Annotated in this window: 25 protein-coding genes and 8 pseudogenes; 18 read left to right on the top strand and 15 right to left on the bottom strand. The window is 41.1% G+C overall.

The features are described from left to right. Positions 1–37: 37 nt before the first annotated feature. Positions 38–454, bottom strand: coding sequence for a hypothetical protein (locus KA717_10065; protein ID UXE62989.1), 417 nt, complete (start codon positions 452–454; stop codon positions 38–40). Positions 455–647: 193 nt separating this feature from the next. Here KA717_10065 and KA717_10070 point away from each other — a divergent pair, with 193 nt between their 5' ends. Together KA717_10070 and lhgO are read left to right on the top strand one after the other, a co-directional pair. After that, on the top strand, positions 648–965 hold the full coding sequence (locus KA717_10070) for a DUF1825 family protein (protein UXE64616.1): 318 nt from the start codon (positions 648–650) through the stop codon (positions 963–965). A gap of 90 nt (positions 966–1,055) precedes the next feature. After that, the gene (lhgO, locus tag KA717_10075; GenBank protein UXE64617.1) at positions 1,056–2,258 is read left to right on the top strand and encodes an L-2-hydroxyglutarate oxidase; all 1,203 of its coding nucleotides are present in this window, start codon (positions 1,056–1,058) and stop codon (positions 2,256–2,258) included. Positions 2,259–2,389: 131 nt separating this feature from the next. On the opposite strand, the gene tnpA is transcribed toward lhgO, so the two are convergent. After that, a complete protein-coding gene (gene tnpA / locus KA717_10080; GenBank protein ID UXE62990.1) occupies positions 2,390–2,791 on the bottom strand; it encodes an IS200/IS605 family transposase in 402 nt (133 codons plus the stop codon). Between the two features lie 51 nt (positions 2,792–2,842). On the opposite strand from tnpA, the gene KA717_10085 reads away from it, so the two are divergent. From KA717_10085 to KA717_10115, 7 genes and pseudogenes are all read left to right on the top strand, one after another. Then, complete coding sequence (locus KA717_10085) at positions 2,843–4,039, top strand: transposase (protein ID UXE62991.1); 1,197 nt, start codon at positions 2,843–2,845, stop codon at positions 4,037–4,039. Between the two features lie 352 nt (positions 4,040–4,391). After that, positions 4,392–5,315 (top strand): annotated as a pseudogene (locus tag KA717_10090) (CHAT domain-containing protein). A gap of 1,197 nt (positions 5,316–6,512) precedes the next feature. After that, positions 6,513–7,838: pseudogene (locus KA717_10095) on the top strand (IS4 family transposase). A 74-nt stretch (positions 7,839–7,912) separates the two neighbouring features. Beyond that, on the top strand, positions 7,913–9,361 hold the full coding sequence (locus KA717_10100) for a tetratricopeptide repeat protein (protein ID UXE62992.1): 1,449 nt from the start codon (positions 7,913–7,915) through the stop codon (positions 9,359–9,361). Between the two features lie 159 nt (positions 9,362–9,520). Then, positions 9,521–9,748, top strand: coding sequence for a type II toxin-antitoxin system HicB family antitoxin (locus KA717_10105; GenBank protein ID UXE62993.1), 228 nt, complete (start codon positions 9,521–9,523; stop codon positions 9,746–9,748). After that, positions 9,741–9,959: a type II toxin-antitoxin system HicA family toxin gene (locus KA717_10110; GenBank protein UXE62994.1), complete on the top strand. Its 219-nt coding sequence runs from the start codon at positions 9,741–9,743 to the stop codon at positions 9,957–9,959. Before KA717_10105 ends, KA717_10110 begins: the two co-directional genes overlap by 8 nt. A 123-nt stretch (positions 9,960–10,082) precedes the next feature. After that, entirely contained in the window at positions 10,083–10,283 is a 201-nt protein-coding gene (locus KA717_10115; GenBank protein UXE62995.1) for a DUF2442 domain-containing protein, read from the top strand. A 208-nt stretch (positions 10,284–10,491) separates the two neighbouring features. On the opposite strand, the gene KA717_10120 is transcribed toward KA717_10115, so the two are convergent. Both KA717_10120 and KA717_10125 read right to left on the bottom strand, forming a co-directional pair. Then, positions 10,492–10,902 carry a hypothetical protein gene (locus KA717_10120; GenBank protein ID UXE62996.1) on the bottom strand — a complete coding sequence of 137 codons (411 nt, stop codon included), beginning with the start codon at positions 10,900–10,902 and terminating at the stop codon, positions 10,492–10,494. Next, positions 10,903–11,334, bottom strand: coding sequence for a hypothetical protein (locus tag KA717_10125; protein UXE62997.1), 432 nt, complete (start codon positions 11,332–11,334; stop codon positions 10,903–10,905). Positions 11,335–11,741: 407 nt separating this feature from the next. On the opposite strand from KA717_10125, the gene KA717_10130 reads away from it, so the two are divergent. The 4 genes and pseudogenes from KA717_10130 to KA717_10145 all read left to right on the top strand — a co-directional run bounded on the left by KA717_10130 (position 11,742) and on the right by KA717_10145 (position 14,072). After that, the gene (locus KA717_10130; protein UXE62998.1) at positions 11,742–11,912 is read left to right on the top strand and encodes a hypothetical protein; all 171 of its coding nucleotides are present in this window, start codon (positions 11,742–11,744) and stop codon (positions 11,910–11,912) included. 66 nt (positions 11,913–11,978) lie between these two features. Next, a pseudogene (locus tag KA717_10135) lies at positions 11,979–13,260 on the top strand (ISKra4 family transposase). A 445-nt stretch (positions 13,261–13,705) separates the two neighbouring features. Beyond that, entirely contained in the window at positions 13,706–13,933 is a 228-nt protein-coding gene (locus KA717_10140; protein ID UXE62999.1) for a type II toxin-antitoxin system HicB family antitoxin, read from the top strand. Continuing rightward, positions 13,926–14,072, top strand: a complete 147-nt coding sequence (locus KA717_10145; GenBank protein UXE63000.1) for a type II toxin-antitoxin system HicA family toxin — start codon at positions 13,926–13,928, stop codon at positions 14,070–14,072. The genes KA717_10140 and KA717_10145 overlap by 8 nt, the downstream gene beginning before the upstream one ends. Positions 14,073–14,277: 205 nt before the next feature. Here the strand turns inward: KA717_10145 and KA717_10150 are convergent. From KA717_10150 to KA717_10175, 6 genes and pseudogenes are all read right to left on the bottom strand, one after another. Beyond that, a pseudogene (locus KA717_10150) lies at positions 14,278–15,045 on the bottom strand (transposase). A gap of 200 nt (positions 15,046–15,245) precedes the next feature. After that, positions 15,246–15,623: pseudogene (locus tag KA717_10155) on the bottom strand (transposase). 16 nt (positions 15,624–15,639) lie between these two features. Beyond that, on the bottom strand, positions 15,640–16,815 hold the full coding sequence (locus KA717_10160) for an IS4 family transposase (protein ID UXE63001.1): 1,176 nt from the start codon (positions 16,813–16,815) through the stop codon (positions 15,640–15,642). A gap of 17 nt (positions 16,816–16,832) precedes the next feature. Further along, a complete protein-coding gene (locus KA717_10165; protein ID UXE63002.1) occupies positions 16,833–17,027 on the bottom strand; it encodes a transposase in 195 nt (64 codons plus the stop codon). A 202-nt stretch (positions 17,028–17,229) separates the two neighbouring features. Beyond that, a pseudogene (locus KA717_10170) lies at positions 17,230–18,228 on the bottom strand (IS5 family transposase). Between the two features lie 129 nt (positions 18,229–18,357). Then, positions 18,358–18,966, bottom strand: a pseudogene (locus tag KA717_10175) (transposase). A gap of 113 nt (positions 18,967–19,079) precedes the next feature. On the opposite strand from KA717_10175, the pseudogene KA717_10180 reads away from it, so the two are divergent. Together KA717_10180 and KA717_10185 are read left to right on the top strand one after the other, a co-directional pair. After that, positions 19,080–19,772: pseudogene (locus tag KA717_10180) on the top strand (transposase). A gap of 235 nt (positions 19,773–20,007) precedes the next feature. Beyond that, positions 20,008–20,187, top strand: coding sequence for a type II toxin-antitoxin system HicB family antitoxin (locus tag KA717_10185; GenBank protein ID UXE63003.1), 180 nt, complete (start codon positions 20,008–20,010; stop codon positions 20,185–20,187). Here the strand turns inward: KA717_10185 and KA717_10190 are convergent. The 5 genes from KA717_10190 to KA717_10210 form a co-directional block, all read right to left on the bottom strand. After that, entirely contained in the window at positions 20,170–20,742 is a 573-nt protein-coding gene (locus KA717_10190; GenBank protein UXE63004.1) for a Uma2 family endonuclease, read from the bottom strand. The genes KA717_10185 and KA717_10190 overlap by 18 nt on opposite strands. Positions 20,743–20,902: 160 nt before the next feature. Then, a complete protein-coding gene (locus KA717_10195) occupies positions 20,903–21,511 on the bottom strand; it encodes a Uma2 family endonuclease (GenBank protein UXE63005.1) in 609 nt (202 codons plus the stop codon). A gap of 121 nt (positions 21,512–21,632) precedes the next feature. Continuing rightward, positions 21,633–22,241 carry a Uma2 family endonuclease gene (locus KA717_10200; GenBank protein ID UXE63006.1) on the bottom strand — a complete coding sequence of 203 codons (609 nt, stop codon included), beginning with the start codon at positions 22,239–22,241 and terminating at the stop codon, positions 21,633–21,635. Positions 22,242–22,367: 126 nt separating this feature from the next. After that, complete coding sequence (locus KA717_10205; GenBank protein UXE63007.1) at positions 22,368–22,940, bottom strand: Uma2 family endonuclease; 573 nt, start codon at positions 22,938–22,940, stop codon at positions 22,368–22,370. 106 nt (positions 22,941–23,046) lie between these two features. Further along, a complete protein-coding gene (locus tag KA717_10210; GenBank protein UXE63008.1) occupies positions 23,047–23,337 on the bottom strand; it encodes a DUF3593 domain-containing protein in 291 nt (96 codons plus the stop codon). Positions 23,338–23,532: 195 nt separating this feature from the next. Between KA717_10210 and KA717_10215 the strand changes: the two genes are divergently transcribed. The 3 genes from KA717_10215 (at position 23,533) to KA717_10225 (ending at position 26,194) form a co-directional block, all read left to right on the top strand. Then, complete coding sequence (locus tag KA717_10215; protein UXE63009.1) at positions 23,533–24,777, top strand: trypsin-like peptidase domain-containing protein; 1,245 nt, start codon at positions 23,533–23,535, stop codon at positions 24,775–24,777. 252 nt (positions 24,778–25,029) lie between these two features. Then, complete coding sequence (locus tag KA717_10220; protein UXE63010.1) at positions 25,030–25,881, top strand: hypothetical protein; 852 nt, start codon at positions 25,030–25,032, stop codon at positions 25,879–25,881. Further along, complete coding sequence (locus tag KA717_10225; protein ID UXE63011.1) at positions 25,841–26,194, top strand: hypothetical protein; 354 nt, start codon at positions 25,841–25,843, stop codon at positions 26,192–26,194. Before KA717_10220 ends, KA717_10225 begins: the two co-directional genes overlap by 41 nt.

Raw genomic sequence — 26,194 nt, forward strand, 5'->3', positions numbered from 1 at the left:
GTGCTGACAGTGAGGAGTTTATAGATCGCCAATAGATCTAAACCATGCGGTCAATCAGTTGACGACGCTTTTGCTCAAATTCATACTCTGATACTAAACCTTCCTGGCGTAATTGCTCTAATTGCCTTAAGGATTCGGCGATCGTGCTGACGGAAGTGGCATTAACCGCATTAATCGTCCCGTTTTGGCGCGGTGTATTAAGATTTAAGCCATTAAATTGCTGTGCAAAAGCGGCCTCGCCCTGGACTAAATACCAGACAGCATCAATAGCACAGGCAATACGAGGAATGGGAGTGTGCCACAGTAACAAGTAAATGCCGCCCCAAAGAGGCTGACCGAGATAAAATTTATGCAGTCCAGCAATCGGCCAGGGCAAAACCGTCGAAAGCAAGGCCAGGGCGATCGCCAGTTTACGTTTTTTAGGGTGACGGGTCAGTTGCTCAAAGAGAGACATAGACGACTTAGGCTAATTGGCTAAAAATTACTTAGAATTTAAGAAGTGGCCAGGATCGCTCTTGGCGGCCAAGACCGATAGATCGATACGGAAAACCGTATTTTACGATAACTTGCTTCTATTTTAGAATACAGAGGTGAGCATTGAGAAAACCCTTATTCAATTATCTCTTTTTGGGGAAAGCAGGACTACTATGGGATTTTTTGATTCGGAAGTCGTTCAACATGAAGCCAAACAACTGTTTGAAGATTATCAATCCCTGATGCAGTTAGGGGGTGAATATGGCAAATTTGATCGAGAGGGAAAAATTATTTTTATTGATAAAATGGAAGAATTGATGGATCGCTACAAAATTTTCATGAAACGCTTTGAGCTTTCTGAAGACTTTATGGCAAAAATGACGGTTGAGCAGTTAAAAACCCAGCTAGGTCAATTTGGTATTACCCCTCAACAGATGTTTGATCAAATGCAAGTTACCCTAGAAAGAATGAAGTCGGAAATTAGTTACTGAAATGCGGGGATTTTCCCTTGAGATTAACGGTATCTTGGCTAAACCTAGACTAAAATTATCTATTAATATTCTCTCAATTTTTTGGTTATAATGCCCTACGATTTTGCCATTATTGGCGGCGGAATTGTTGGCCTATCGACAGGATTATTCCTGGGTCAGCGTTTTCCCAATGCTAAAATTATTATCTTAGAAAAAGAAAGTCGATTAGCCTACCACCAAACTGGCCATAATAGTGGGGTCATTCACTCTGGTATTTATTACAAACCAGGCAGTTTTAAGGCAACATTTACCAAGTCAGGGAATCAGTCGATGGTGGACTTTTGTCAAACCCAGGCCATTCCCTACGATGTTTGTGGTAAAGTCATTGTGGCCACCCAGCAAAAAGAATTACCTCTCCTCGAAAATCTTTATCAACGGGGTCTGCAAAATGGTTTACCCGTTAAAAAGTTAAGCGCGGCAGCAGTCAAGGAACGCGAACCCCATGTGCGTTGTTTAGCTGGAATTTTAGTACCCACTGCCGGTATTACCAACTATCAAAAAGTTTGTCAGAAATATGGTGAATTGATTCAAGCTCAGGGCGGAGAGATTTTTCTTAATACTCAAGTCACTGGAATAATTCGTCAAGCCCAAGGTGATGCTAATTTTATTTTAGAAACCCATCAAAATCCCGTTGCTGCCAATTTTGTGATCAACTGTGCTGGCTTACAAAGCGATCGCGTTGCTCAGTTAGCAGGGGAAAATCCAGATGCAAAAATTGTTCCTTTTCGGGGAGAATACTATGAACTAAAACCTGAAAAACGCTATTTAGTTAAAAATTTAATTTATCCCGTTCCTAATCCTGATTTTCCCTTTTTAGGTGTCCATTTTACCCGTATGATTGATGGCAGTATTCATGCCGGCCCTAACGCGGTTTTAAGCTTGAAACGAGAAGGGTATCAAAAAACGGATTTTGATTGGCGCGATTTCAGTGACGTGATCACCTATCCAGGATTTTGGACGTTAGCCAGTCGGCATTGGCAAGAAGGACTACAAGAAATTATTCGTTCCTTTAGCAAAGCAGCCTTTGTCCACAGTTTACAGCAATTAATTCCCGAAGTAACGGCGGATGATATTATCCCGAATCCGGCTGGAATTCGCGCCCAGGCTTTGAAAAAGAATGGTCAATTGGTGGAAGATTTTCTGATCATTGAAGGGGAAAAAATGCTGCAAGTTTGTAACGCGCCTTCCCCCGCTGCCACCGCTTCTCTCGAAATTGGTAAGGCGATCGCCGAAAAAGTAGCAAGGCTTAACTAGTTGTAAGGAGCAGAATGTTAAACTATACCCACAAAAAAATTAGGGGTAGATAGAAGATGTTGATTTTAGCGGGAGATATCGGCGGAACCAATACCCGTTTATCAAAGAAATGGGTTTAAAACCCCGTCCTTTTAGGACGGCTTTAGTTGGTTTTGAATATATTGCTTAAGGACTTCAAGAGGTGCGCCACCAACACTGGAAACAAAATAGGAAGGACTCCACCGAGCCTCTTTGCCATAAGGTTTTTGGAATCCAGATTGACCGTAGCGACGACTAGAAACCCCCTTGAGCGCATTTACCATCTGAGAGATGGAGAGTTTTGGCAGAAATTCAATAAGCGCGTGAACGTGGTCAGATTCGCCATTAAATTCAAGAATTTGAAAATCCATTTTCTTGGCAACCTCTCCAAAGGATTTTTCTATAACAGCAAGACTTTCTAATGTCAAAATGGCTCTACGGTATTTAGTCACACAGACTAAGTGAACCTTAAGACTGGAAACACTATGACGCTCCCTTCGTAATTGGGTTGTCATTTTCATACAGACCAACTAAAATGTAGTTGCAGACCAATTCTAGCACGGTAAATGAAAGCAAGGTATCAATTCAGATTTTACCCAACTGACCAACAAATACGGGACTTATCCCGATTATTTGGTTGCGTTCGCGTAGTCTGGAACGATGCTTTGGCGGCTTGTAAAGGTTCTGAAAAACTGCCATCCTATAATCAACTTTCCAGTCTGCTAACCCAATCCAAGCAAACAGAAGAAAGGGTGTGGTTGACAGAAGTATCGGCGGTTCCCCTACAGCAATCGGTTAGGAATCTAAATGTAGCCTATCAGAACTTTTTCAATTCCGTTAACGGAAAAAGAAAAGGAAAGAAAATTAATCCGCCAAGATTTAAAAGTCGAAAATCAAAGCAGTCTGCTACTTTTACTAATGTAGGCTTCTCTATTAAAGGAGAAAAAGTTTACTTGGCAAAAATAGGCTACCTAGATGTGATGTGGAGTCGCCCACTACCCTCAGAACCTTCCAGTGTCACTGTAATTAAAGATGCGGCGGGTCGGTACTTTCTTAGCTTCGTTGTAGAGATTAATCCTGAAAAGTTACCCGACAATGGTAAATCTGTAGGGATTGATTTGGGTATAACTGATTTTGCTACTTTAGATAACGGAGAAAAAATCAAGTCTCCTAAACCACTCAAAAAGCGATTTAAGAAATTAAGAAAAGCTCAACGTAATTTGTCTCGTAAGCAAAAAGGGAGTAAAAGACGTGAAAAAGCACGATTGAAAGTAGCTAAACTTCACGCAAAAATCAAAGATATTCGTACCGACTTTTTGCATAAAGTATCCACTAGGCTCATTCGTGAAAACCAAACGATTGTGCTAGAGGATTTAAACACATCGGGAATGCTTAAAAATCGTAAGTTGTCTCGTGCAATTTCTGATTTAGGTTGGCGTAGCTTTAGGGATATGTTAAAGGCTAAATCAGAGAGGTATGGGCGTGATTTTAGGGTAATTTCTCGTTGGGAACCGACTACTCAAAAATGTTCTTGTTGTGGTCAAATTGGCGGCAAAAAAGAACTTTCTGTCAGGGAATGGACTTGTCTTTTCTGTGGAGAAACCCACGATAGAGATGTCAATGCTGCCAAGAATATTAAGGTCGCGGGAGGGCTTTCCGAGACTCGAAATGGACACAGAGGACGGCGTAAATCTAGCTTGCTAGTTGCTTCCGATGAAGTGTCAACCCGCCTATTACCCATTCAGTTAAATCTATTTGGGTAGATAGGAATCACCGTCGCTTCAGCGCGGTGAGGATGTCAAGTTTAACAGAAGTTAGTGCAGGGCGAACGCATCTTATTTTTGAAAGTTAGGCTGGATAAGGGTTTCCGAGATCATGATTGATTTTTTATGAAACGCTGAAAGTCTTATCAGATAAGGAGTCTAGAATTTAGATGCGTTTGCCCTGGAAGTTAGTGAGTATCATGTAACATGGTTTAATTAGTACGCAAAAGTAGGCTTCTAGGGGTTACTCTGTCTATCCATGTAAAGTTTTATTACAGGATTCAACATTTCTGAATCGCAGCAGAACTGGCATAAATCGGTACAATAACAGGAATACTTGTTTGCCAAACGAATGAAAACCCTACATCTGCAACTGAAGGAAAGCGATCGCCGCACGGTAGAGCTACGTTATCAAAGCGGTTCGGGCTACACAAGCCAGATATTGAACCTGGCAGAAATTCAGGAATTGTTAGAAGCGGAAAGGGTGAACTATACCGAGAAAAATCCGCGCTTGGTAGAATTTGGGCAACGGTTATTTAATTGGTTAGACGGATCGGGACGCTGGTTAAGTCGCTTAATTGACAGTCAAAGCGATCGCCTGATTGTCTTGGCCATTGATTGTAGTCAGGGGTTAGCGGTATTGCCCTGGGAAACGTTGCACGATGGGCGACAATTTTTGATTGATGGGGTAAATCCGACAATTGTGCCAGTGCGTTGGGTTGCTAAAAAGGAGAATTTACCCACTGAGAATTTACCTGAACGGCCTTTGCAGGTGTTATTTATGGCGACGGCTCCAGAAGATGTGGAACCTGTGCTGGCTTTTGAAGTGGAAGAAAGTTTGATTTTGCAGGCCACCGCAGGCATGGGTTTGGATTTACGGGTGGAAGAAAGTGGTTGTTTAACGGAATTAAAGGCTTTGTGGGGACGATTAGGGGGAAATTTTGATGTTTTTCATCTATCGGGTCATGCGGGGATTTCTTCAGGGGAAAAGGTCGAGCCTGTTTTTATTACGGAGAGCGAAACGGGGGAATGTGTTTATGCCACTGCCCAGGATTTAGCCCAGGTTTTTCAGCCGCGTTTTCCAGTATTGATCTTTTTGTCGGGTTGTCGCACGGGTCAGGGCAAGGCCAATCAAGCTGAAACGGCGGTCAGTTCGATGGCGGAGCAGTTAATTCAGCAGGGTGCGATCGCGGTTTTGGGTTGGGGTTTACCCGTTTTTGATCGTACTGCCATTTTAGCGGCGATGGCTCTCTATCAAGGTTTGGCAGAAGGGCGGCTCTTACCAGAGGCGTTGGCTTTGACCTATACGGCTTTACGTCAGCAAAAGGTGACGGATTGGCATTTGTTGCGGTTATATGTGCGGGGGAATGGTATCGGGGCCTTAGTGGCTCCCCCTGGGGATATTGTCTATGAGCGATCGCAGCCCCAGCAATTATTTCTTGATCCCCTTACTCAACAGGTCAGGGTAGCGGCTCCCGATGAGTTTGTGGGACGACGACGCATTTTACAAGCGGGTTTACGGCAGTTACGCAAAGATCGCGGTTTATTGCTCTATGGTCTGGGCGGTGTGGGCAAAAGTACGATCGCGGCGCGGTTATTGGAACGGTTACGCGGTTATGAGCGGTTAGTCATTCATCGCGGTTTGGATGAGGACAAGTTAATCAGTTTATTGTCCCAGTATTCCCAAACGGAGACGGGGCAAGGCATTTTGTCGGAAAAGTTACCGCTTCGCCAACGGTTAAGCAAGTTTTTAAAGTCGGGCTTAAATCAACCGAGGGAGCAGTTAATTTTTGTTTTGGATGATTTTGAGGCGAATTTGCAGGCACGGGGGGAAAGTCACGTTTTAAGCACAGAAGCGGCTCCCATTTTTGGGGATTTGTTAGAAGCGATCGCCCAATCTCCTTTAGCCCATCGGTTTTTGATTACCTGTCGTTATCAGTTTGAGTTAGAGCCGAAGTTACAGCGTTATTTTTTAGCTAAACAGGTACAGTCCTTGCGCGGGGCAGATTTAACCAAGAAGTGTCAGCGTTTGCTCTCTTTTAGTACAGATTCGACGGTAGAGGCGGATTTACGGGATCAGGCTGAAGCGATCGCGGATGGGAATCCCCGTTTATTGGAGTGGTTGGATTTGCTGTTACAGCAGTCGGATTTGGATATGACCAGCATTCTGGCGGCGATGCGGGGTAAGGAGCAGGAATTTCTGGAGGATATTTTGGCGGAGCAGTTGTTGGCCCAACAGTCGGCGGCGTTTCGGCAATTGTTAGCTTTGGGGTTGATTTTTCGGGTTCCTGTTCCCCAGGCGGCTTTAGCGGCGGTTTGGGGTGAGGGGGAGATAACGGTGATGAGCAAGACACAGAACATTGGTGTCAACTTAAGCCAAAATGCCTACTCACAAAAGATTAGCCTAAAAGCAGGCGGAAGTAAGAGTAGGCTGAAAAAAAGGTTAGTATATAAAAAAGTGAGCAAAAAACAAATGGCAAGACAACATCCTCGGAGAAAAGGAAACCCAGACTTACGTCGTAAGACAAATCAGCCAGGGGTAGAAATCCCTGAAATAACAAAAGAGTTGTTTGAATTACTAGAACCCACAATGTTTACACCATTAAAATATTTACAGGGAACTCATGAGAAAATGATGAGAGATAGGGTGCTAAATTTACCAGTAATGGTGGCATTAGTGTTAAGTATAGTGTATCGTCAAATAGCGGGTATAAGTGAAGCGGTAAGACTGTTAGAGGAAGAGGGATTGCTATGGGTAGCATCATTAAAAGTAAGCAAACAGGCAGTATCAAAAAGAATGATGAATGTGCCAGCCGAAATATTTGCAATATTACTAAAAGGAGTGTTAGAAAAAGCAGCCGAAAAAGGGAAGAAGCTCCAAGTAGGAGAAAAATGGGAAAAAATAAGAGAAAAGTTTAGTGCAGTGTGGATAGCAGATGGCTAAACGCTAGAGCAGATAAGGAAAAATATGAAAATAAGTAAAGAAGAAAAGAGTAAATTGGGGGGTAAAATAATGATGGTAGTGGAAGCCTTTACCCAAAGACCCGTTACTTTATGGTACACAGAAAATGATAAATCAAATGATAAAATATGGTGTGAAGAATTGGCAGCTAAATTACCAGAAAATGGTTTAATTCTCGTAGATATGGGATTTTTTAGCTTTGTGTGGTTTGATTTGTTAACAGAAGCTAAAAAGTTTTTTCTAACCAGATTTAGAGCGGGTACATCTTACAAAACCAAACAAGTATTGTCTCAAGGTAGTCATTACAGAGATGAGATTATCATTATGGGAAATTACCGTTCTAATCCTTGCAAGCATCCGGTGAGATTAGTCTCAGTATTATGGGGAACAATCTGGTATCAGTATTTAACAAATGTGTTGTCTCCCGAACAACTGTCCGCCGAAGAGGTCTGTGATTTATATCGAAGACGATGGACAATCGAAGAAGCCTTTTTATTAACGAAAAGACTTTTAGGACTAGCCTATTTATGGGTAGGGAATAAGAATGGTGTCCAAATCCAGATTATTTGCACTTTGATTTTCTATACGGTCTTAAATCAATTGGTAGGGGAAGTGGCGATTGCTCTAAATCAACCGAAAGAAAAAATCTCAGTAGAGATGGTGTTTCGGAGTCTATACTATGTAGCGAAGGCTATTGCTAGAGGAGAAAAGCCTGATACAGTAACCTATCTGGCTGAACGTGCTAAGTTATTTGGTTTGGTCAAAGCTGAGAGAAAGCGACATCGAGAAAAGGCCGCTCTCAATCAACAAATTTGGGAACCCATTCCTTTAAGTTGACACGGATGGACACAGAATCCCCCCACCTACGGCTTCCCCCCTTTGAAAGGGGGGCTAGGGGGGATAACGAGGATTTGGGGGATCAAGATGATCAGCAAAGGAAGTTAGAAGTGCTTGAGGAGACGGGTTCCCCTTATTCACAGTTTCCTACCCTGGAAAGGGGGGCTGATGAATTGGAGCGTTGTTTGGAGCGGGGTCGGGCGTTGGGGTTAATTGAGGTGTTTGAGCGACCCAATGTTTTACCGACTTATCGAGTACCGCGTTTATTGGCGGGATTGGTGGTTTTGCCTGGGGATGGGGAAGTTTTGGCCAAGGTGGGGGCTGAGGTTTTGCATCGTCTCTGGTGGGAATCGGATTATCAATACAGCGAAGAACAAGCCTTGGAAATTCATCGTTTGGCATTGGTAGGAAAAGCGGGAGAAATTGCCGTTAAAATTGCTGCTCAAATTACAGATAACTGGAACAATAAAAGTCGTTTTTGGGATGCCGTAAAAATTTGTCTGGAAACCCTAGAAATTGTCAACGATCATCAAATTTTTCATCAATTGGCAAAAGCTCAACAGCAATTAGGAGAAGTACAAGAAGCAACTTTTTACTATCAGCAAGCTCTCGCCACTTGTCCCGTTGAAGATGAACAAGAAAAATCCGTTATTATCCACAACTTAGCCACACTTTACGCGAATCAGGGAGAAATTGACCAGGCGATCACCCTTTATCAACAGTCTTTAGAACTCAAAGAAAAAATAGGGGATGTGCAAGGCAAAGCCGCTACTCTGCACCAATTAGCCATACTTTATGCGAATCAGGGAGAAATTGACCAGGCGATCGCCCTTTATCAACAGTCCTTAGAAATCAAAGAAAAAATGGGGGATATGCAAGGCAAAGCCGCTACTCTGCACCAATTAGCCATACTTTACGCGAATCAGGGAGAAATTGACCAGGCGATCGCCCTTTTTCAACAGTCCTTAGAAATTACTGAAAAAATAGGGGATGTGCAAATCAAAGCCGCTACTCTGCACTGTTTAGCCAGTATTTACGCGAATCAGGGAGAAATTGACCAGGCGATTGCCCTTTTTCAACAGTCTTTAGAACTCGATGAAAAAATTGGGAATGTGCGAGGCAAAGCCGCTACTCTGCACGAAATAGCCCGAATTTACGCGAATCAGGGAGAAATTGACCAGGCGATCGCCCTTTATCAACAGTCCATTGAAATCACTGAAAAAATTAGGGATGTGAAAACAAAAGCCTCTACTCTGCACCAATTAGCCATACTTTACGAGAATCAGGGAGAAATTGACCAGGCGATCGTCCTTTATCAACAGTCCATTGAAATCAAAGAAAAAATAGGGAATGTGCAAGGCAAAGCCGCTACTCTAGCCATGATGGGTCAATTATTGGTTGATGAAAAAGGGGATTATCAACAAGGTTTAGCCTACCTAGAACAATCCCTCGCCATTTTGCAACGATTACGTTCTCCTGATGCCGCTACCGTTCAAAGGATAATTGCACAGATTCGAGGGTAGGGAGACGGGGAGACGGGGAGACTGGGAGACTGGGGGACTGGGAGACGTGGGGGATGGGGAGGATGGGGTTAGGGGTTCAAGGCTTGAACCCAAAAACTTGAAAGCATTCTGGGAGATTTTTTCGCTAAAATCAAATGTACATATCGGTCAATCGTTACCATGAAACAACTCAAACAACTAACTTGTATTATTGAGCGCGAAGGCGATGATTTTGTCTCACTTTGTCCTCAAATGAATATTGCCAGTCAAGGTCATTCTGTAGAAGAAGCCAGAAACAATTTAATCGAGGCGATCGAACTTTTTTTTGAAACTGCTAGTCCCAATGAAATTTTAGCCAGAGCCTACTCAGAAATTTATGTAACACAAATTGAGGTATCAGTTGGGTAAATTAAGAGTATTATCCGCTAAACAAGTCTGCCAAATTTTAACTGAACAGGGTTTCATACAAGTCAGACAAAGAGGCAGCCATATCATTATGCAGAAAAAAATTGATGATTCTACGCTTACTATTCCAGTGCCTAATTACTCAGAAATCAAAATCGGTACACTGCAATCTATTATCAGACAATCCAATTTACCTCGCTCTTTATTTGAGTAATCGTAGGAATCCAAAGATTGCACCTAAAAAAATGGTTTGTCGATTCCCGACTTTGCCGCTTAAGAGGCAACAAGAATGAACAAGTTTTATAACGTACAATCTATTGAATTCAATCAAGAATGGATGACCCTAACTCTTGATATTGCCACCTATCAAATCCCAATTAAACAAATATCTAAACGTCTTTATACCGCCACCGATGCAGAAAGAAACTTTTATAAAATCTCTCCCTCTGGTTATGGAATCCATTGGCCAGCCATTGATGAGGATTTAAGTATTAAAGGTTTAATTAACCTTGCACTCCAAAATCAAGAAGTTGCTTAAAGTTTGGCGATCGCTCTTGCTCAACATGATAAAGTAGGGACGTAAGGTGTTCAGTGAGTTTATCGAACTGCTTGCACCCAAAGGCTTGAACTCATTTATTGATGTCGTAATATTAGACTTTTTGCAAATTCAAGAAAGTCCCCCTTTTTAAGGGGGATTTAGGGGGATCAAATTCTATTGTGCAAGAAGTCTATTGGAAGGCGATCGCTTAATCTCCAAGATAGGAATCTTTAAAAGCCTCTTTTATAGCCTTATGAAGCTCTCTATCAGGAGGCTGTTTTTCGTATTCTTTGTGTGTGTAAATCCAAACAAGATTGATGATCTTTGTCTCATTATCAACAAGATATATTAGGCGACCAAGCCGCGCCGCTCCCGACAAACTAGGAAGTCTTGCCCATTTTTGTTTTCTAAGTTGACACTTATCAATTGGTTCGCCACAAGGAAAACCTAACGTCCCGCCAACTTCTGGATTCTGAACAACTTCCTTCTTGAATTCATCTAAAAGATCAAGAAAAGCGCGATGTCCTTTTTTATCTCGCTTATAGTGAGTCTTGAGTAACTGTTCAAGACTTGAATTAAATTTGTTTGACAGAAACAGCTTGTATTGAACTGAGTCCAATTAGTCCCCCATTTCTTGGCATTCAACATAAGCAGAGGTAGCCGATTGAAGAACATCTTCTTGAAATTGAGGATTATCATTTTCAACCTTATCCAAAATTTCATCAACTAATATATCTAATGCTTCCACGCATTCAACAATCTGTTTTTGTCGGCCTTGAATAATAATTAGTAGAGAGTACCAAATCGCCTCAAATTTAGACAGCAAAGTGGGCCTAGATGTCTCGGTATCCAGCACAGAATAGGCAAACTCAATTAACTTCTCTTTGTGATCAGATGGCAGAGTATCCCACTGAGTGTTAACCAGGTTTGTTAGTTTTTTTATCAAAGCAAGGATGTCGCTTGTAGGCGAATGAGCCTTCTTTAGTTGCTTTATCTCGTTTAACTTTTGCTCATTAAACCAGCCATTAAGCGAAATGGAAGCAGTCGTCATAGCAAATGCCCCAGTAATAAATTGATATTCTTAGCTGATTGTAGCTGATCTTTGGACAGAGAAAGCTTTCTATAAGAACATTTAATGAATATCCGACTTAGGGAGACTGGGGTAGGGGTTCAAGGCTTGAACCAAAATAACAGTATTAGAATGGTTAGCCGATAATCATCTTGAAGGTAAACTGCTTCAACTCAGAACCCGTTATAATGATGAAAACTATATCATCAGCGATCGCCTAAGCAATGAACAAGCAATTACCACCAATGGCAAATACTACGGCGTAGAAGTGAGAGGGTGAGAGGTTTAGTATTTGATAATCTCTCTCCGAGTGGAATGACAAAAGAAGATTGGTTAAATGACTTTCATTACCAAAGTGAAGAATTTATTCTCAAAGAAGGAAACAACCAATGAAAACAGAAATTAAAGGCGGTTTATTTGAAATCTTAGCAAAAATTAAAGCCAAACCTGGACTTTATTTGGGCAGTCCTTCCCTTTCTGATTTATTTATCTTTTTAGCAGGTTATAAAACAGCAAGAAAGGAATTAGGTATTGAATCAACACCAGCAGAAAGGGTGTGACCTTTAGTTGATGAAGGAAAAGAAAAGTGTTAACATGGGATGAAAAGTGACAAAGAGGAAACAATGATGACAGCAAAACTAATTAATGTAGAGGGTTCAAAGATAAAAATAGAACTAACATTAGAACTCAGTCGTTCAATGTTGGATACAGAAATAAATATTCAAAAAGGCTTAAACGAAGTAGGTTGCATCGCCAGCAAAGAAGCCTTGAAATATTTAGATACAGATGGTTCACCCTTAAAAATCGGTGAAGAAATCTGGAAGAGTAAGGGAGAGCAACCGAAAGAATATCAAACACCTTATGGTGAGGTTATAGTGAATCGTCATGTATATCAGCGTTCACCTTTGAGGAAAAACGTATTGCCCCTTAGAAAGAGAAGCAAGGATAATCATAACATCAACGCCATTATTGGCAAAACAGGTATCCTCAAAAATGTCAGGGATGGCAGGCAAAGAGGTGAAAAATGATTTATTAGAAAATCATGGTAGAAAAGTAGCGCTATCCTATATCCAAAGATTGAGTGAAGCAGTAGGAAGTGTGGTACAGGCAAAAGAAGAAGCGTGGAGTTATGCCCCGCCCAAGGAGGATAGCCAAATTGCAACAGTGGGAATAGGATTAGATGGAACCTGTATGCTGATGTGTGAGGATGGCTACCGTGAAGCAATGGTGGGAACCGTTTCCCTATACGATAGTGAAGGCGAACGTCAACCTACAATCTATCTAGGTGCGGCACCAGAGTATGGAAAAAAGAGTTTTCTAGAAAGATTAGAAAGAGAAATTGAGCGAGCGAAAAACCGTTATCCAGAGGCAACATTGGTCGGGATAGCAGACGGGGCAGAATCAAATTGGAAGTTTTTAGAAAAGCAAACGGAAGAACAGATATTAGATTTCTATCATGCCTCTGGTTACTTAGGTGCCTTGGCAGAAGCGTTGCATCCGAATACCGTGTCAAAACAAAAAGAATGGTTGACTGAAAATTGTCGAGAACTCAAGCATGAAAAAGGAAAAGCAGGAGAACTGCTAAATCTGATGAAAGAAGTCAAAGAAGAAAAAAGTCATTCTAAGAATCTTACCGAGAAACTACAAGCGGCGATTACTTATTACGAGAATCATCAGCATCAAATGGATTATGCTGAATACATAGAGAAAAAGTATCCGATTGGTTCAGGTGTTACGGAAGCAGCTTGTAAGACGTTGGTCAAACAACGATTATGTTGTTCAGGGATGCGATGGAAGGAAAAAGGAGCAGGAATTATTTTGAGCCTACGAGCTTTGGTATTGACCAAGGAACGATGGAGTCAATTTTGGGCAAAACTTGATCAATATGGGTTCCCTGTAGAACCCTGATTACAACAGCTTTTATCAACTAAAGGTCGCACCCAGCAGAAATCAAATTTTATCAAGAATTTCATCAATTTTTTATCAAGAATTTCATCAATTTGTTGAAACAAAATATAATCTTCAAACTACTAATAGTTGGGCTAAAATTATTCTGCTCTATTGTAGCAATGAAAGCCAGGAATTTGAACGTTTCTTTCAACTATTAGAAGACTTTAAAACACTACATAACCAAGAACAGCACACCGATAATATTAAAGAGCAACAATCCCTTCTTGTGCGGATTTGAGGGTAGGGAGATGGTGATGAACTGTTACAACTACCCGATTAAAAATAAAAGACCCTAGGCGGCGATCGCCCTTGCTCAACACGATGGAGTAGAGTTTCAAGGCTTGAATCCATTGTGGGAGATTTTTTCGCTAAAATCAAATATACATATCGGTCAATTACTACCATGAAACAACTCAAACAACTAACTTGTATTATTGAGCGCGAAGGCGATGATTTTGTCTCTCTCTGTCCTCAAATGAATATTGCCAGTCAAGGTCATTCCGTAGAAGAAGCCAGAAACAACTTAATTGAGGCGATCGAACTTTTTTTGGAAACAGCTAGTCCTAATGAGATTTCAGCCAGAGCCTACTCAGAAATTTATGTAACACAAATTGAGGTAGCAGTTGGGTAAACTACGAGTATTATCGGCTAAACAAGTCTGTCAAATTTTAACCGAACAGGGTTTCATACAAGTTAGACAAAGAGGTAGTCATATCATTATGCAGAAAAAAATTGATAATTCTACGCTCACTATTCCAGTGCCTAATTAGGGCTTGCTGAAAAAGTCAAAAAACGAAAGAAATGTGGGTTAGGGAAGTATGGACTGAAAAAGCATAGATAACTTATCCTTATGGAAACAAATCAAAATACAGATTTTGTTTAATCTATTGTTCCTTTCTGTCTAAAAAGGTCAACACAAATCACTCCTCACAAAAGAGAGGAAAATTAACACCATTTTTCACAAGAAAAACGACTCTACAACTTTTTACTTTTTGTTTTCTTTTTTGTCTTCTGAAGTAGAGTAGAAAGATTCATTACCAAAAAGTTCATCGCAATTACCGTTTCCGAGGTCTCAGGTAGTTTGGCCATCACTCGACCAAGACTAAATTTCCTCTTTCCCTGTCCGAATTTACCCTCAATGGCATTACGCACTCTTTCATCTGAGCGTGCCTCTTTCTTTTTTTCTTTGCTCACCTCTTTCGGCGGTCTTCCCAATCGGGGACCACTCATTCTTATATCCCTTTCTTTACAATAAGCTCGATTCGCTTTTGTTCGATAGATTTTATCCACATGAACCGATTCCGGATAACATCCTGTTTCCCTTTTATATTCTTCTATTCGCGCTTGTAAATCTCCCGATTCGTTGTAATTATCCCAACTTAATTTGTCTAAGAAGACAAAGCCATTCACATTACTTGCCGATATTTTAGCTCCAAACTCTACTGCTTTTCCCGCTTTTCCACGCACTATTGGACGCACGTGAGGTTGGCTTACACTCACAATTCTGTTTTCTACTTTATTTGTCTTTTTTTCATACATTTCTAACTGTTGCTCATACACTTTTCCTATCGTTACAAGCTCTTCTTGCTCTTTTTTCGTTAGTTTTTCTAACTTTGCTCCCTCTTCTATCATTTTTTCTATATGAGACAAGTTTCTTTTTATATATCCTAGTTGTTTTTTTGTTCCTTTTCTTCTTTCTTTTTTTGACACACGACGTTTTTTTGCTATGGCTAAGTAGGGCTTGCTGAAAAAGTCAAAAAACGAAAGAAATGTGGGTTAGGGAAGTATGGACTGAAAAAGCATAGATAACTTATCCTTATGGAAACAAATCAAAATACAGATTTTGTTTAATCTATTGTTCCTTTCTGTCTAAAAAGGTCAACACAAATCACTCCTCACAAAAGAGAGGAAAATTAACACCATTTTTCACAAGAAAAACGACTCTACAACTTTTTACTTTTTGTTTTCTTTTTTGTCTTCTGAAGTAGAGTAGAAAGATTCATTACCAAAAAGTTCATCGCAATTACCGTTTCCGAGGTCTCAGGTAGTTTGGCCATCACTCGACCAAGACTAAATTTCCTCTTTCCCTGTCCGAATTTACCCTCAATGGCATTACGCACTCTTTCATCTGAGCGTGCCTCTTTCTTTTTTTCTTTGCTCACCTCTTTCGGCGGTCTTCCCAATCGGGGACCACTCATTCTTATATCCCTTTCTTTACAATAAGCTCGATTCGCTTTTGTTCGATAGATTTTATCCACATGAACCGATTCCGGATAACATCCTGTTTCCCTTTTATATTCTTCTATTCGCGCTTGTAAATCTCCCTGACTTTTCCCGTTAAGTGCGGATTGCAAGCTGCCAGCCTTGGCAAAGGTCATGCAACTTCAACCAACCGCGCCAAAGGACTTGGATACCGAGAGGAGTTTTACGACGATGTTCAAGATAACCACCAAGAAAAGCAACAGACTCGACAGCCCAAGCAACAGTCAAAATAGGGGGAAGTTTTTGAGAGGCGGCTGCTTTTAACACCTGAAGTTGAAGAGGATTAAGAATTTCAATCGCGAGAGCATCGGGCTGGGTACGATGAAGATAAGTAACGTGTAAAAGTTCAACAGCAATGACACTTAAAAAACCCAAAAGAGTTTTCATTCCATCAGAGGCAAGTCGATAACGCTCACTCTGACAACCAGACTTAAGGACTTTATGAAATTCTTCAACCCGCCATCGGTAGGTGTACCAACGAAGAATAGTGACAGCCATCTCAATAGTCTCAACAACTTCTGTAGTCAGAAGCATCCAAGATAAAGGAGTTTCGCCTTCGGGACAATCGATTTCTGTCGCATAAACAGCATAGACATTCAACGGGTCACGATTATCAAAACGATAGGGAGTTCGTAGATTAACTGAGCAAAATCGGACGGCAAGCTTAACCTTCCGTGCTTTTCTTTTTCCTGTACTCGGAATCTCGATTTCTTGATGAAAACGAATCGGTTCTGATTCCAAATGTTGCCAAAGTCGTTCACTATTTTTGTCTAAACTACGATTATGAGACGCTCTGACCAGCACTCCTGTATGCTTGAGTTGACGCACTGAGTCAAAGACTTCTGAAACATCTCCTTCTCTGTCAAATACATGAATTACCCTCGTTGAACTTTCTACCTGTTTCTCACAGGTGTTTAGAGCCTCTACCCATTTGTAGGATTCTTTTTCCTCAAATGGTCTTTGACGAGCTGCTTTTCTTTGTTCTTTCTGTCTTTCTTTTTTCTGCTTCGCCGTTTCATCTGTTGGGGGCTTTTCTTTTACCTCCCTATTCCACAGTTTTTGCCATAATAAACCTAATACTTGTCCTTTTTCTGGCTCAATTGCTAAAGCACTATGCAGTATTAATCCATTCCCTCCTTTTCCAGTCGGCCCATACCCTTCCCTTTTTTCCTTGATATTGCGATAATCTAAGAAGGTCGTATCTCCGACTGATAGCATTATCTTATATTCTTCTACGGCGGCAGTTGTCATTTCACAGTGCGGCTCTATTATCTTGACAAAGTCTGTTTTCGGATTCCCAAAAATTCATAGGCCCTCTTTAACTCGTTTCCTCCCTTAAACACTTCTGATAAGGCTTTTCCAAACCCCTCACTTAACTTTTTCCCAATCGAGAAGGCACGATTGTTTAGCCTCTCGTCTCCCAATTCACAACTGGCAAAGTTTTTTGTCCACCATTCCAACATTTTTTGACCTGCCCTTTAAGATTTTCTCCATTTTACAGTCTCATACTCCCTTCATCCTTTGTTTTTGAAATTTGAACGATAAGCGGGATGATGGCTTCAGAATATTTTTTTCCTGTCAAGAGAATCATTACTCAAACCCTTGCCAGATAAAGCCTCTAGAAGTTTGCATTGCTGGATTTTGGACTTAACGGGAAAAGTCAGGTAAATCTCCCGATTCGTTGTAATTATCCCAACTTAATTTGTCTAAGAAGACAAAGCCATTCACATTACTTGCCGATATTTTAGCTCCAAACTCTACTGCTTTTCCCGCTTTTCCACGCACTATTGGACGCACGTGAGGTTGGCTTACACTCACAATTCTGTTTTCTACTTTATTTGTCTTTTTTTCATACATTTCTAACTGTTGCTCATACACTTTTCCTATCGTTACAAGCTCTTCTTGCTCTTTTTTCGTTAGTTTTTCTAACTTTGCTCCCTCTTCTATCATTTTTTCTATATCAGACAAGTTTCTTTTTATATATCCTAGTTGTTTTTTTGTTCCTTTTCTTCTTTCTTTTTTTGACACACGACGTTTTTTTGCTATGGCTAAGTACTCTTTTCTTGCCACTTCCCTATAAGTCCTCGGCTTTTCTTTCCTTTTCTCTTTTATTTCTTCATACAGCTTATCTATTATTTTTTCTGTTTTTTCTCTGGCATCATTCAATATTCCTATATCCGTTGGATATTTTATATCTGCTGGTGTACAAGTCGCATCTAACAATAACTTTCCTTCATTTTCTTTTTTTTCTGACGCTACACCCGTCGCTTTTTTTTCTATTTCTTTATTAATTTTATTTATTAATTCCATTCCTATTTTTTTACGAAAATGAACCATCATTGACGCACTAAATGCTTCTTTGCTACTATAGCTTTCCATTCCTATAAAGTACTGTAAATAAGGGTTCTCTTTTATTTGTTCTACTGTTTCTCTGTCACTTTTTCCTGAAATTTCTTTGATAATTAATGCTCCTAATGCCATTCTAAATGATTTGGCTGGGGCTCCTTTTTTTTCTGTGAAGTTTTTTGCATATTCTTCCTCATATTCTTCCCAGGGAATCATTTTTGACATTTCTATCCAACGATTTTCTTCGTCTAACTGCCCGCCGAACAGATTTTTCAAGTTTTCTGGTGTTTCAATTGAGTACTGTTGCTTTCGGTACATCTGCTTTCTCTCTTCTTAATGCAATGGTTTTGAGGCATTCTACCCTATTTTCGTGCATTCTAGCGGTTCTTAATTCGCCTACTATTTTTCTCCGTAAAGGTTTCAGCTTTTTTCAGCAAGCCCTAATTACTCTTTTCTTGCCACTTCCCTATAAGTCCTCGGCTTTTCTTTCCTTTTCTCTTTTATTTCTTCATACAGCTTATCTATTATTTTTTCTGTTTTTTCTCTGGCATCATTCAATATTCCTATATCCGTTGGATATTTTATATCTGCTGGTGTACAAGTCGCATCTAACAATAACTTTCCTTCATTTTCTTTTTTTTCTGACGCTACACCCGTCGCTTTTTTTTCTATTTCTTTATTAATTTTATTTATTAATTCCATTCCTATTTTTTTACGAAAATGAACCATCATTGACGCATTAAATGCTTCTTTGCTACTATAGCTTTCCATTCCTATAAAGTACTGTAAATAAGGGTTCTCTTTTATTTGTTCTACTGTTTCTCTGTCACTTTTTCCTGAAATTTCTTTGATAATTAATGCTCCTAATGCCATTCTAAATGATTTGGCTGGGGCTCCTTTTTTTTCTGTGAAGTTTTTTGCATATTCTTCCTCATATTCTTCCCAGGGAATCATTTTTGACATTTCTATCCAACGATTTTCTTCGTCTAACTGCCCGCCGAACAGATTTTTCAAGTTTTCTGGTGTTTCAATTGAGTACTGTTGCTTTCGGTACATCTGCTTTCTCTCTTCTTAATGCAATGGTTTTGAGGCATTCTACCCTATTTTCGTGCATTCTAGCGGTTCTTAATTCGCCTACTATTTTTCTCCGTAAAGGTCTCAGCTTTTTTCAGCAAGCCCTAGGATATATAAAAAGAAACTTGTCTCATATAGAAAAAATGATAGAAGAGGGAGCAAAGTTAGAAAAACTAACGAAAAAAGAGCAAGAAGAGCTTGTAACGATAGGAAAAGTGTATGAGCAACAGTTAGAAATGTATGAAAAAAAGACAAATAAAGTAGAAAACAGAATTGTGAGTGTAAGCCAACCTCACGTGCGTCCAATAGTGCGTGGAAAAGCGGGAAAAGCAGTAGAGTTTGGAGCTAAAATATCGGCAAGTAATGTGAATGGCTTTGTCTTCTTAGACAAATTAAGTTGGGATAATTACAACGAATCGGGAGATTTACAAGCGCGAATAGAAGAATATAAAAGGGAAACAGGATGTTATCCGGAATCGGTTCATGTGGATAAAATCTATCGAACAAAAGCGAATCGAGCTTATTGTAAAGAAAGGGATATAAGAATGAGTGGTCCCCGATTGGGAAGACCGCCGAAAGAGGTGAGCAAAGAAAAAAAGAAAGAGGCACGCTCAGATGAAAGAGTGCGTAATGCCATTGAGGGTAAATTCGGACAGGGAAAGAGGAAATTTAGTCTTGGTCGAGTGATGGCCAAACTACCTGAGACCTCGGAAACGGTAATTGCGATGAACTTTTTGGTAATGAATCTTTCTACTCTACTTCAGAAGACAAAAAGTAAAAAGTTGTAGAGTCGTTTTTCTTGTGAAAAATGGTGTTAATTTTCCTCTCTTTTGTGAGGAGTGATTTGTGTTGACCTTTTTAGACAGAAAGGAACAATATATTAAACAAAATCTGTATTTTGATTTGTTTCCATAAGGATAAGTTATCTATGCTTTTTCAGTCCATACTTCCCTAACCCACATTTCTTTCGTTTTTTGACTTTTTCAGCAAGCCCTAAATATATTTTAGGAATAAAACTAATCTATGAAATTCAACGTAACCATTGATCGAGATGAAGATGGTGTTTGGATTGTGAAATACCCCAGTATTCATGGCCGTGTCAGTCAAGGGGAAACCAAAGACCAAGCCTTAGCCAATATTCAAGATGTCATTATTGCTTGTCTTCATGTTAGACGTGATTTAAACCTACCAAATCGGCCCTAAATCCAAAACAAAACTCGATAATATTTCCTCTCCCGATAAACTGTTAGGATTCTCCAAAACCTCTAACGCTTGACCCTGACGATAAATTTCAACCTGTCGGTCTTGACGATTAATCAACCAACCCAATCGAGTCCCATTTTCTAAATATTCCTGCATTTTTTCTTGTAAAATCTTTAAATTATCACTTTTAGATCGTAATTCAATCACAAAATCAGGACAAAGCGGCACAAAACCTTGTTGCTGTTTTAACATTAAACTATTCCATTTTTCTAACGGTATCCAAGCCGCATCAGGAGATTTATCCGAACCATTCGGAAGTTTAAACCCTCCTGAAGAATCAAAAGCAATACCGAGTTTATTACTGCGACTCCAGGATTGTAGTTGATAAGCAATTTCCAGATTGCGATTACTGGTTTCTCCACCTGTGGGGGGCATAATCATTAAATCTCCTCGGCAAGTTCTCTCAAAACGTAAGTCGCGATTGTTTTGACACAGTTGATAAAACTGCTCATCCGATAAGGTCAAGGGATCAAGCTTAATCGTTAGAGGACTCATTCTATTCAAGACGCAATTATTGCTAACTCCCTTCATTATAGTCTATTGTTCTGCCCTGTCAATTCGTGTAAATCATAGCAGTTAAATACTTTTTCAGACCAGCATTACCAATATTGACGATGCAATTACAGCCGATCTTCAGGTTAGACGCGACTTAAAACTACCAAATCGGCCCTAAATCCAAAACAAAACTCGGTAATATATCTTCTCCCGATAAACTATTAGGATTCTCCAAAACCTCTACCGCTTGACCCTGACGATAAATCTCAACTTGTCGGTCTTGACGATTAATCAACCAACCCAACTGAGTCCCATTTTCTAAATATTCCTGCATCTTTTCTTGTAACACTTTTAAATTGTCACTTTTAGACCGTAACTCAATCACAAAATCAGGACAAAGTGGCACAAATCCCTGACGTTCCTCTGGTGTTAACCCATTCCATTTTTCTAACGCAATCCAGGCAGCGTCAGGGGATTTATCTGCACCGTTAGGCAATTTAAACCCTGTCGAAGAATCAAAAAATATTCCTGTTCCGTTTTGTTCTGTCCAAATTCCTAATTTAACGATAATTTTGGCATTACGATTGCCTGTTTCTCCTCCTGTTGGCGGCATAATCATTAAATTTCCCTGGCGATTTCTTTCAAAACGTAAGTCACGATTATTCTGACACAGTTGATAAAACTGCTCATTCGATAAAGTTAAGGGATCAAGCTTAATCGTTAGAGGACTCATTCTGTTTAAGCGGGAATTATTGCTAACTGCCCTCATTATAATCTATTGATCCGCTCCGTCAATCAGTGCAAATCCCTCAAGGCGAAACCAAGATCAAGCCTTAGCCAATATTCAAGATGCTATTATTGCCTGTCTTCAGGTTAGACGCGATTTAAAACTACCAAATTGGCTCTAAATCCAAAACAAAACTCGGTAATATATCTTCTCCTGATAAACTATTAGGATTCTTCAAAACTTCTACCCCTTGACCCTGACGATAAACCTCAACTTGTCGGTCTTGACGATTAATTAACCAACCCAATCGAGTCCCATTTTCTAAATATTCCCGCATCTTTTCTTGTAACAATTTTAAATTGTCACTTTTAGACCGTAACTCAATCACAAAATCAGGACAAAGTGGCACAAATCCCTGACGTTCCTCTGGTGTTAACCCATTCCATTTTTCCAACGGTATCCAAGCTGCATCAGGCGATTTATCCGCACCATTAGGTAACTTAAACCCCGTCGAAGAATCGAACACCTTACCCCGTTGAGCCTGTTTATTCCAATATCTCAATTGATAGTTAATTTCAGAATTGCGTTCTCCCGTTTCTCCGCCAGTGGGGGGCATAATCATTAAATCTCCTCGGCAAGTTCTCTCAAAACGTAAGTCACGATTATTTTGACACAGTTGATAAAACTGCTCATTTGATAAAGTTAAGGGATCAAGCCTAATCGTTAGAGGACTCATTCTGTTTAAGCGGGAATTATTGCTAACTGCCCTCATTATAATCTATTGATCCGCTCCGTCAATCAGTGCAAATCCCTCAAGGCGAAACTAAAGACCAAGCCTTGGCCAATATTCAAGCAAGATGCGATTATTGCCTGTCTTCAGGTTAGACGCAATTTAAACCTACCAAATTGGCCCTAAATCCAAAACAAAACTCGGTAATATATCTTCTCCCGATAAACTATTAGGATTCTCCAAAACTTCCACCGCTTGACTCTGACGATAAATCTCAACTTGTCGGTCTTGACGATTAATTAGCCAACCTAATCGAGTCCCATTTTCTAAATATTCCTGCATCTTTTCTTGCAAAACCTTTAAATTATCGCTTTTAGACCGTAACTCAATCACAAAATCAGGACAAAGCGGCACAAAACCTTGTTGCTGTTTTAACATTAAACTATTCCATTTTTCTAACGGTATCCAAGCTGCATCAGGGGATTTATCCGCACCATTGGGTAATTTAAACCCCGTCGAAGAATCAAAAGCAATACCGAGTTTATTACTGCGACTCCAGGCTTGTAGTTGATAGGCTATTTCCAGATTTCGGTTTCCCGTTTCTCCACCTGTGGGGGACATAATCACTAAATCTCCTCGGCAAGTTCTCTCAAAACGTAAGTCGCGATTATTTTGACACAGTTGATAAAACTGCTCATCCGATAAGGTCAAGGGATAAAGTTTAATCGTTAGAGGACTCATTTTGTTTAAGACGAAATTATTGCTAACTTTCTCTATTGTAATCTACTGATCGGCTCCGTCAATTGGCGTAAACCTGTGGATTGAAACAGCGATCGCTTTTGGTTTTTCACTTCTTTTGATGTTGGGCGATCGCCTGGGAAAAGCCAAGTACCACAATAATATTAGAGATCGTTAATAAAGATTCCGCGCTACCGTGAAGCCAATCCACATTGGCCAACATTTCCCCATAGTGAATCTTGGCGTAAATTCCGGCGGGAATGGTGACAGCCACAAACACCAATAAAAAATAAAAGCCAAACAGAACAAGCCGAGGAGCCTGTTTTGAGCGGGTCAGAAACCACAAAAATCCTAGATAGGGAAAGAGTGATAAAGCAAAGAGTGTATCTTTAGACAGCATAGAAGTCAGATAGGTATATTCCCAAACAGCATTTTCCCATTATCTTGTCACCAAAACTTCATCCCCCTGACACAGGAAAGTCAAACACGACTCCTATATTAGGAATTGTCAGCCCAAAACCGTTTTCCCTATTGCTCCTCATCGGGCTGACTTTTTTCCTCCTTTCCTCTGGACTTTAACTTTGGTGAAATCATTATGAGAGACTATAGCGTAAATCATTCTTCTCCTTCTAACCCTAAACCGTCGAAGAAACCGATCGCCTATCTGGGTTTGGTCTTACTGGGCATGGGCATGGGAATTGGCGGAACCTATGCTGTTAGTAATCCTCAAGGGTTTGCCCACCTGTCGAAAAGTGCGATGCTTGCCCCTCAGTCTGCGGTAGAAACTCCAGCCGCGATCGCCGGTATTCCAGCCCCTAGTAACTTTGTTGTGGATGTGGTCAAGGAAACTGGCCCCGCCGTTGTTCGTATCAACTCCGAACGGAAAGTGGAAACCGAAGCTCCAGAAATGCCCAATGACTCCTTTTTCCGAGACTTTTTTGGTTCCCAAGTGCCGAGCTTTCCCCATGGCCAAAGTCAAATTCAACGGGGAACAGGTTCAGGTTTTATCGTCAGTGATAATGGTCAAATTTTAACCAATGCCCATGTGGTGGCTGGAGCCGACGAAGTAACTGTCACCCTCAAGGATGGTCGCACGCTCAAAGGACGGGTATTGGGTAGTGATCCGACAACGGATGTCGCAGTGGTCAAAATTGAAGCTGATCATTTACCTGTTGTTAAAGTCGGGAAATCTAATCAATTACAAGTGGGCGAATGGGCCATTGCGATCGGTAATCCTTTGGGTTTAGATAATACTGTCACCACGGGAATCATTAGTGCTACAGGTCGGAGTAGCTCCCAAATTGGTGTAGGGGATAAACGAGTAGAATTTATTCAAACTGACGCGGCCATTAACCCAGGCAATTCTGGTGGCCCCCTTCTCAACGCCAACGGTGAAGTCATTGGTATGAACACAGCCATTATTCAAAATGCTCAAGGCATTGGGTTTGCCATTCCGATTCAAAAGGCCCAACAAATTTCTAAGCAAATTATTGCTAAAGGTAAAGTGGAACATCCTTTTCTAGGGATTCAGATGGTAGAAGTTACCCCAGAATTAAAGCAAAAACTCCAGGAAAGTAATGGTGTAACCCTGAAAGCGGATCAAGGCGTTGTCATTATGAAAGTACTACCTAATTCGCCTGCCAATCTAGCTGGTGTGGAATCGGGAGATGTGATCCAAGGCGTTAACGGACAAAGCATTAAATCTCCTAATCAGGTTCAGGACTTGGTTGAAAATACGGCGATCGGTTCTGAGTTGCCGCTCCAGGTTTCCCGTGATGGCAAAGATCTAACACTCAAGGTTAAGGTTGGTGTCTTGCCCAATGTAGCTCAATCAGAATAAATGAGTGGCCGGACTCAAAACCCTTGATCAACTTTTTCTAACCTCTATTGTGAACACTCCAATGGCCCCAATTGTTGGGGCTTTTTTTGTAGTTGGTACTATGCGGATTTTCCAAAACTGGGCTAAGATACTGGGGCAGCTAAGTATTCCAATATTGCTTTCGATTCTAGCCCTTCGATGAGTTATTCTAATCCCTCTTCTCCCAGCCCAGATTCTATCACGGAAGAACAGCCTTTCTTTCACGCCGAGCTAGTGCAATCAGGTGAAGGCAAGGATGACTATTCTCGAACAACATCAAGCTTATTGCATCTACCTCGGCAGGAGAATCTCGCTTACTCAGAGGAGGAAATTCAGACCACAGATACAATTGACTTTAATTTTCTTTCTTCCTCTGCTTCTTGTTCGACTCAACCGGAAACCGCAGGGCGATCGCTGCTGGCAATGGGAAAAGGGCTGCTCACACCCTGGGGAATCAGTGGTCTTTTTTGCTTCTTGTTGGCCAATCTGCTGTTAACAGTCAGTCAGTTTTCCTCGTTACAAGCAACTTCTAGCCCCGCTACTACGATCGCCACCGCCGTGCCAACCGCTTCTGTTCCAACGGCGAACCCTTCTCTGCGATTAGATGGAGCCTACCCATCTCCGCTCAGTATTAACCAACTCAGTGAATTACCTAGTCCAACGGTTGCAAACCCATCAACCCAGCCGACAACTAATCTAACGGCCCATCAAGCGATCGCCTCCTTAGAAACGGTTCCTTCCCTTCCCCCAACCTCGGTTAATTCTGCCCCTGCCAATGAAAGTTTAGCCGCCCTGCTTCTGCCCCCTTCTTTACAACCCCAGATTTCCTACTCCACTGCTCTACCCCCCAGTCCCCCTCGTCCCCAACTACCTCCGCGTTCCCCCGTTGCTGGTCAGTTCAAGATTGCGCCTCCCCTTCCGTCCCAAGCCGTTCCAGCTAATCATTTTCCCACCGTTGCGGTTCGCCCTTCCCATCTTCCCGCCTCTGTTCCTCTCCCCCCCCCCGCCCCCCATCTCATCCCAGATTCCCCCCAGCCTGGCAACCTTGAGCAATCCGACCGCCGTTGCTCCGGTCAACTCAACTAGTCCGGTAAATAACGTTGCCAATCCGCCTGCCCCGATCAACAATCCCGTTTCTTCAGGAGTCAATCCGTCCCTGTCCGCCCCAACCTCAACGGCCTCTTCCCCCGCGTCAGAGCAAATCCTACGTCAAATCCTGAATCAACAGAATCAAGGACTGAGTGAGGAGAATCCTACTGCTCAAGAAAGCTTTAACCAAAAAACTCGCAAAAAATTACAGACCCTCTACAATCAGAATCAGGGGGTTGTCGCTAATCCAGAAAACCCAGAAACGCAAGGGTTAGTCAATCAACTTCAGCAACTGAATCAGCCAGAATAG

Origin of the sequence: Woronichinia naegeliana WA131, assembly GCA_025370055.1 — a bacterium.
GTDB classification, from domain to species: Bacteria; Cyanobacteriota; Cyanobacteriia; order Cyanobacteriales; family Microcystaceae; genus Woronichinia; species Woronichinia naegeliana.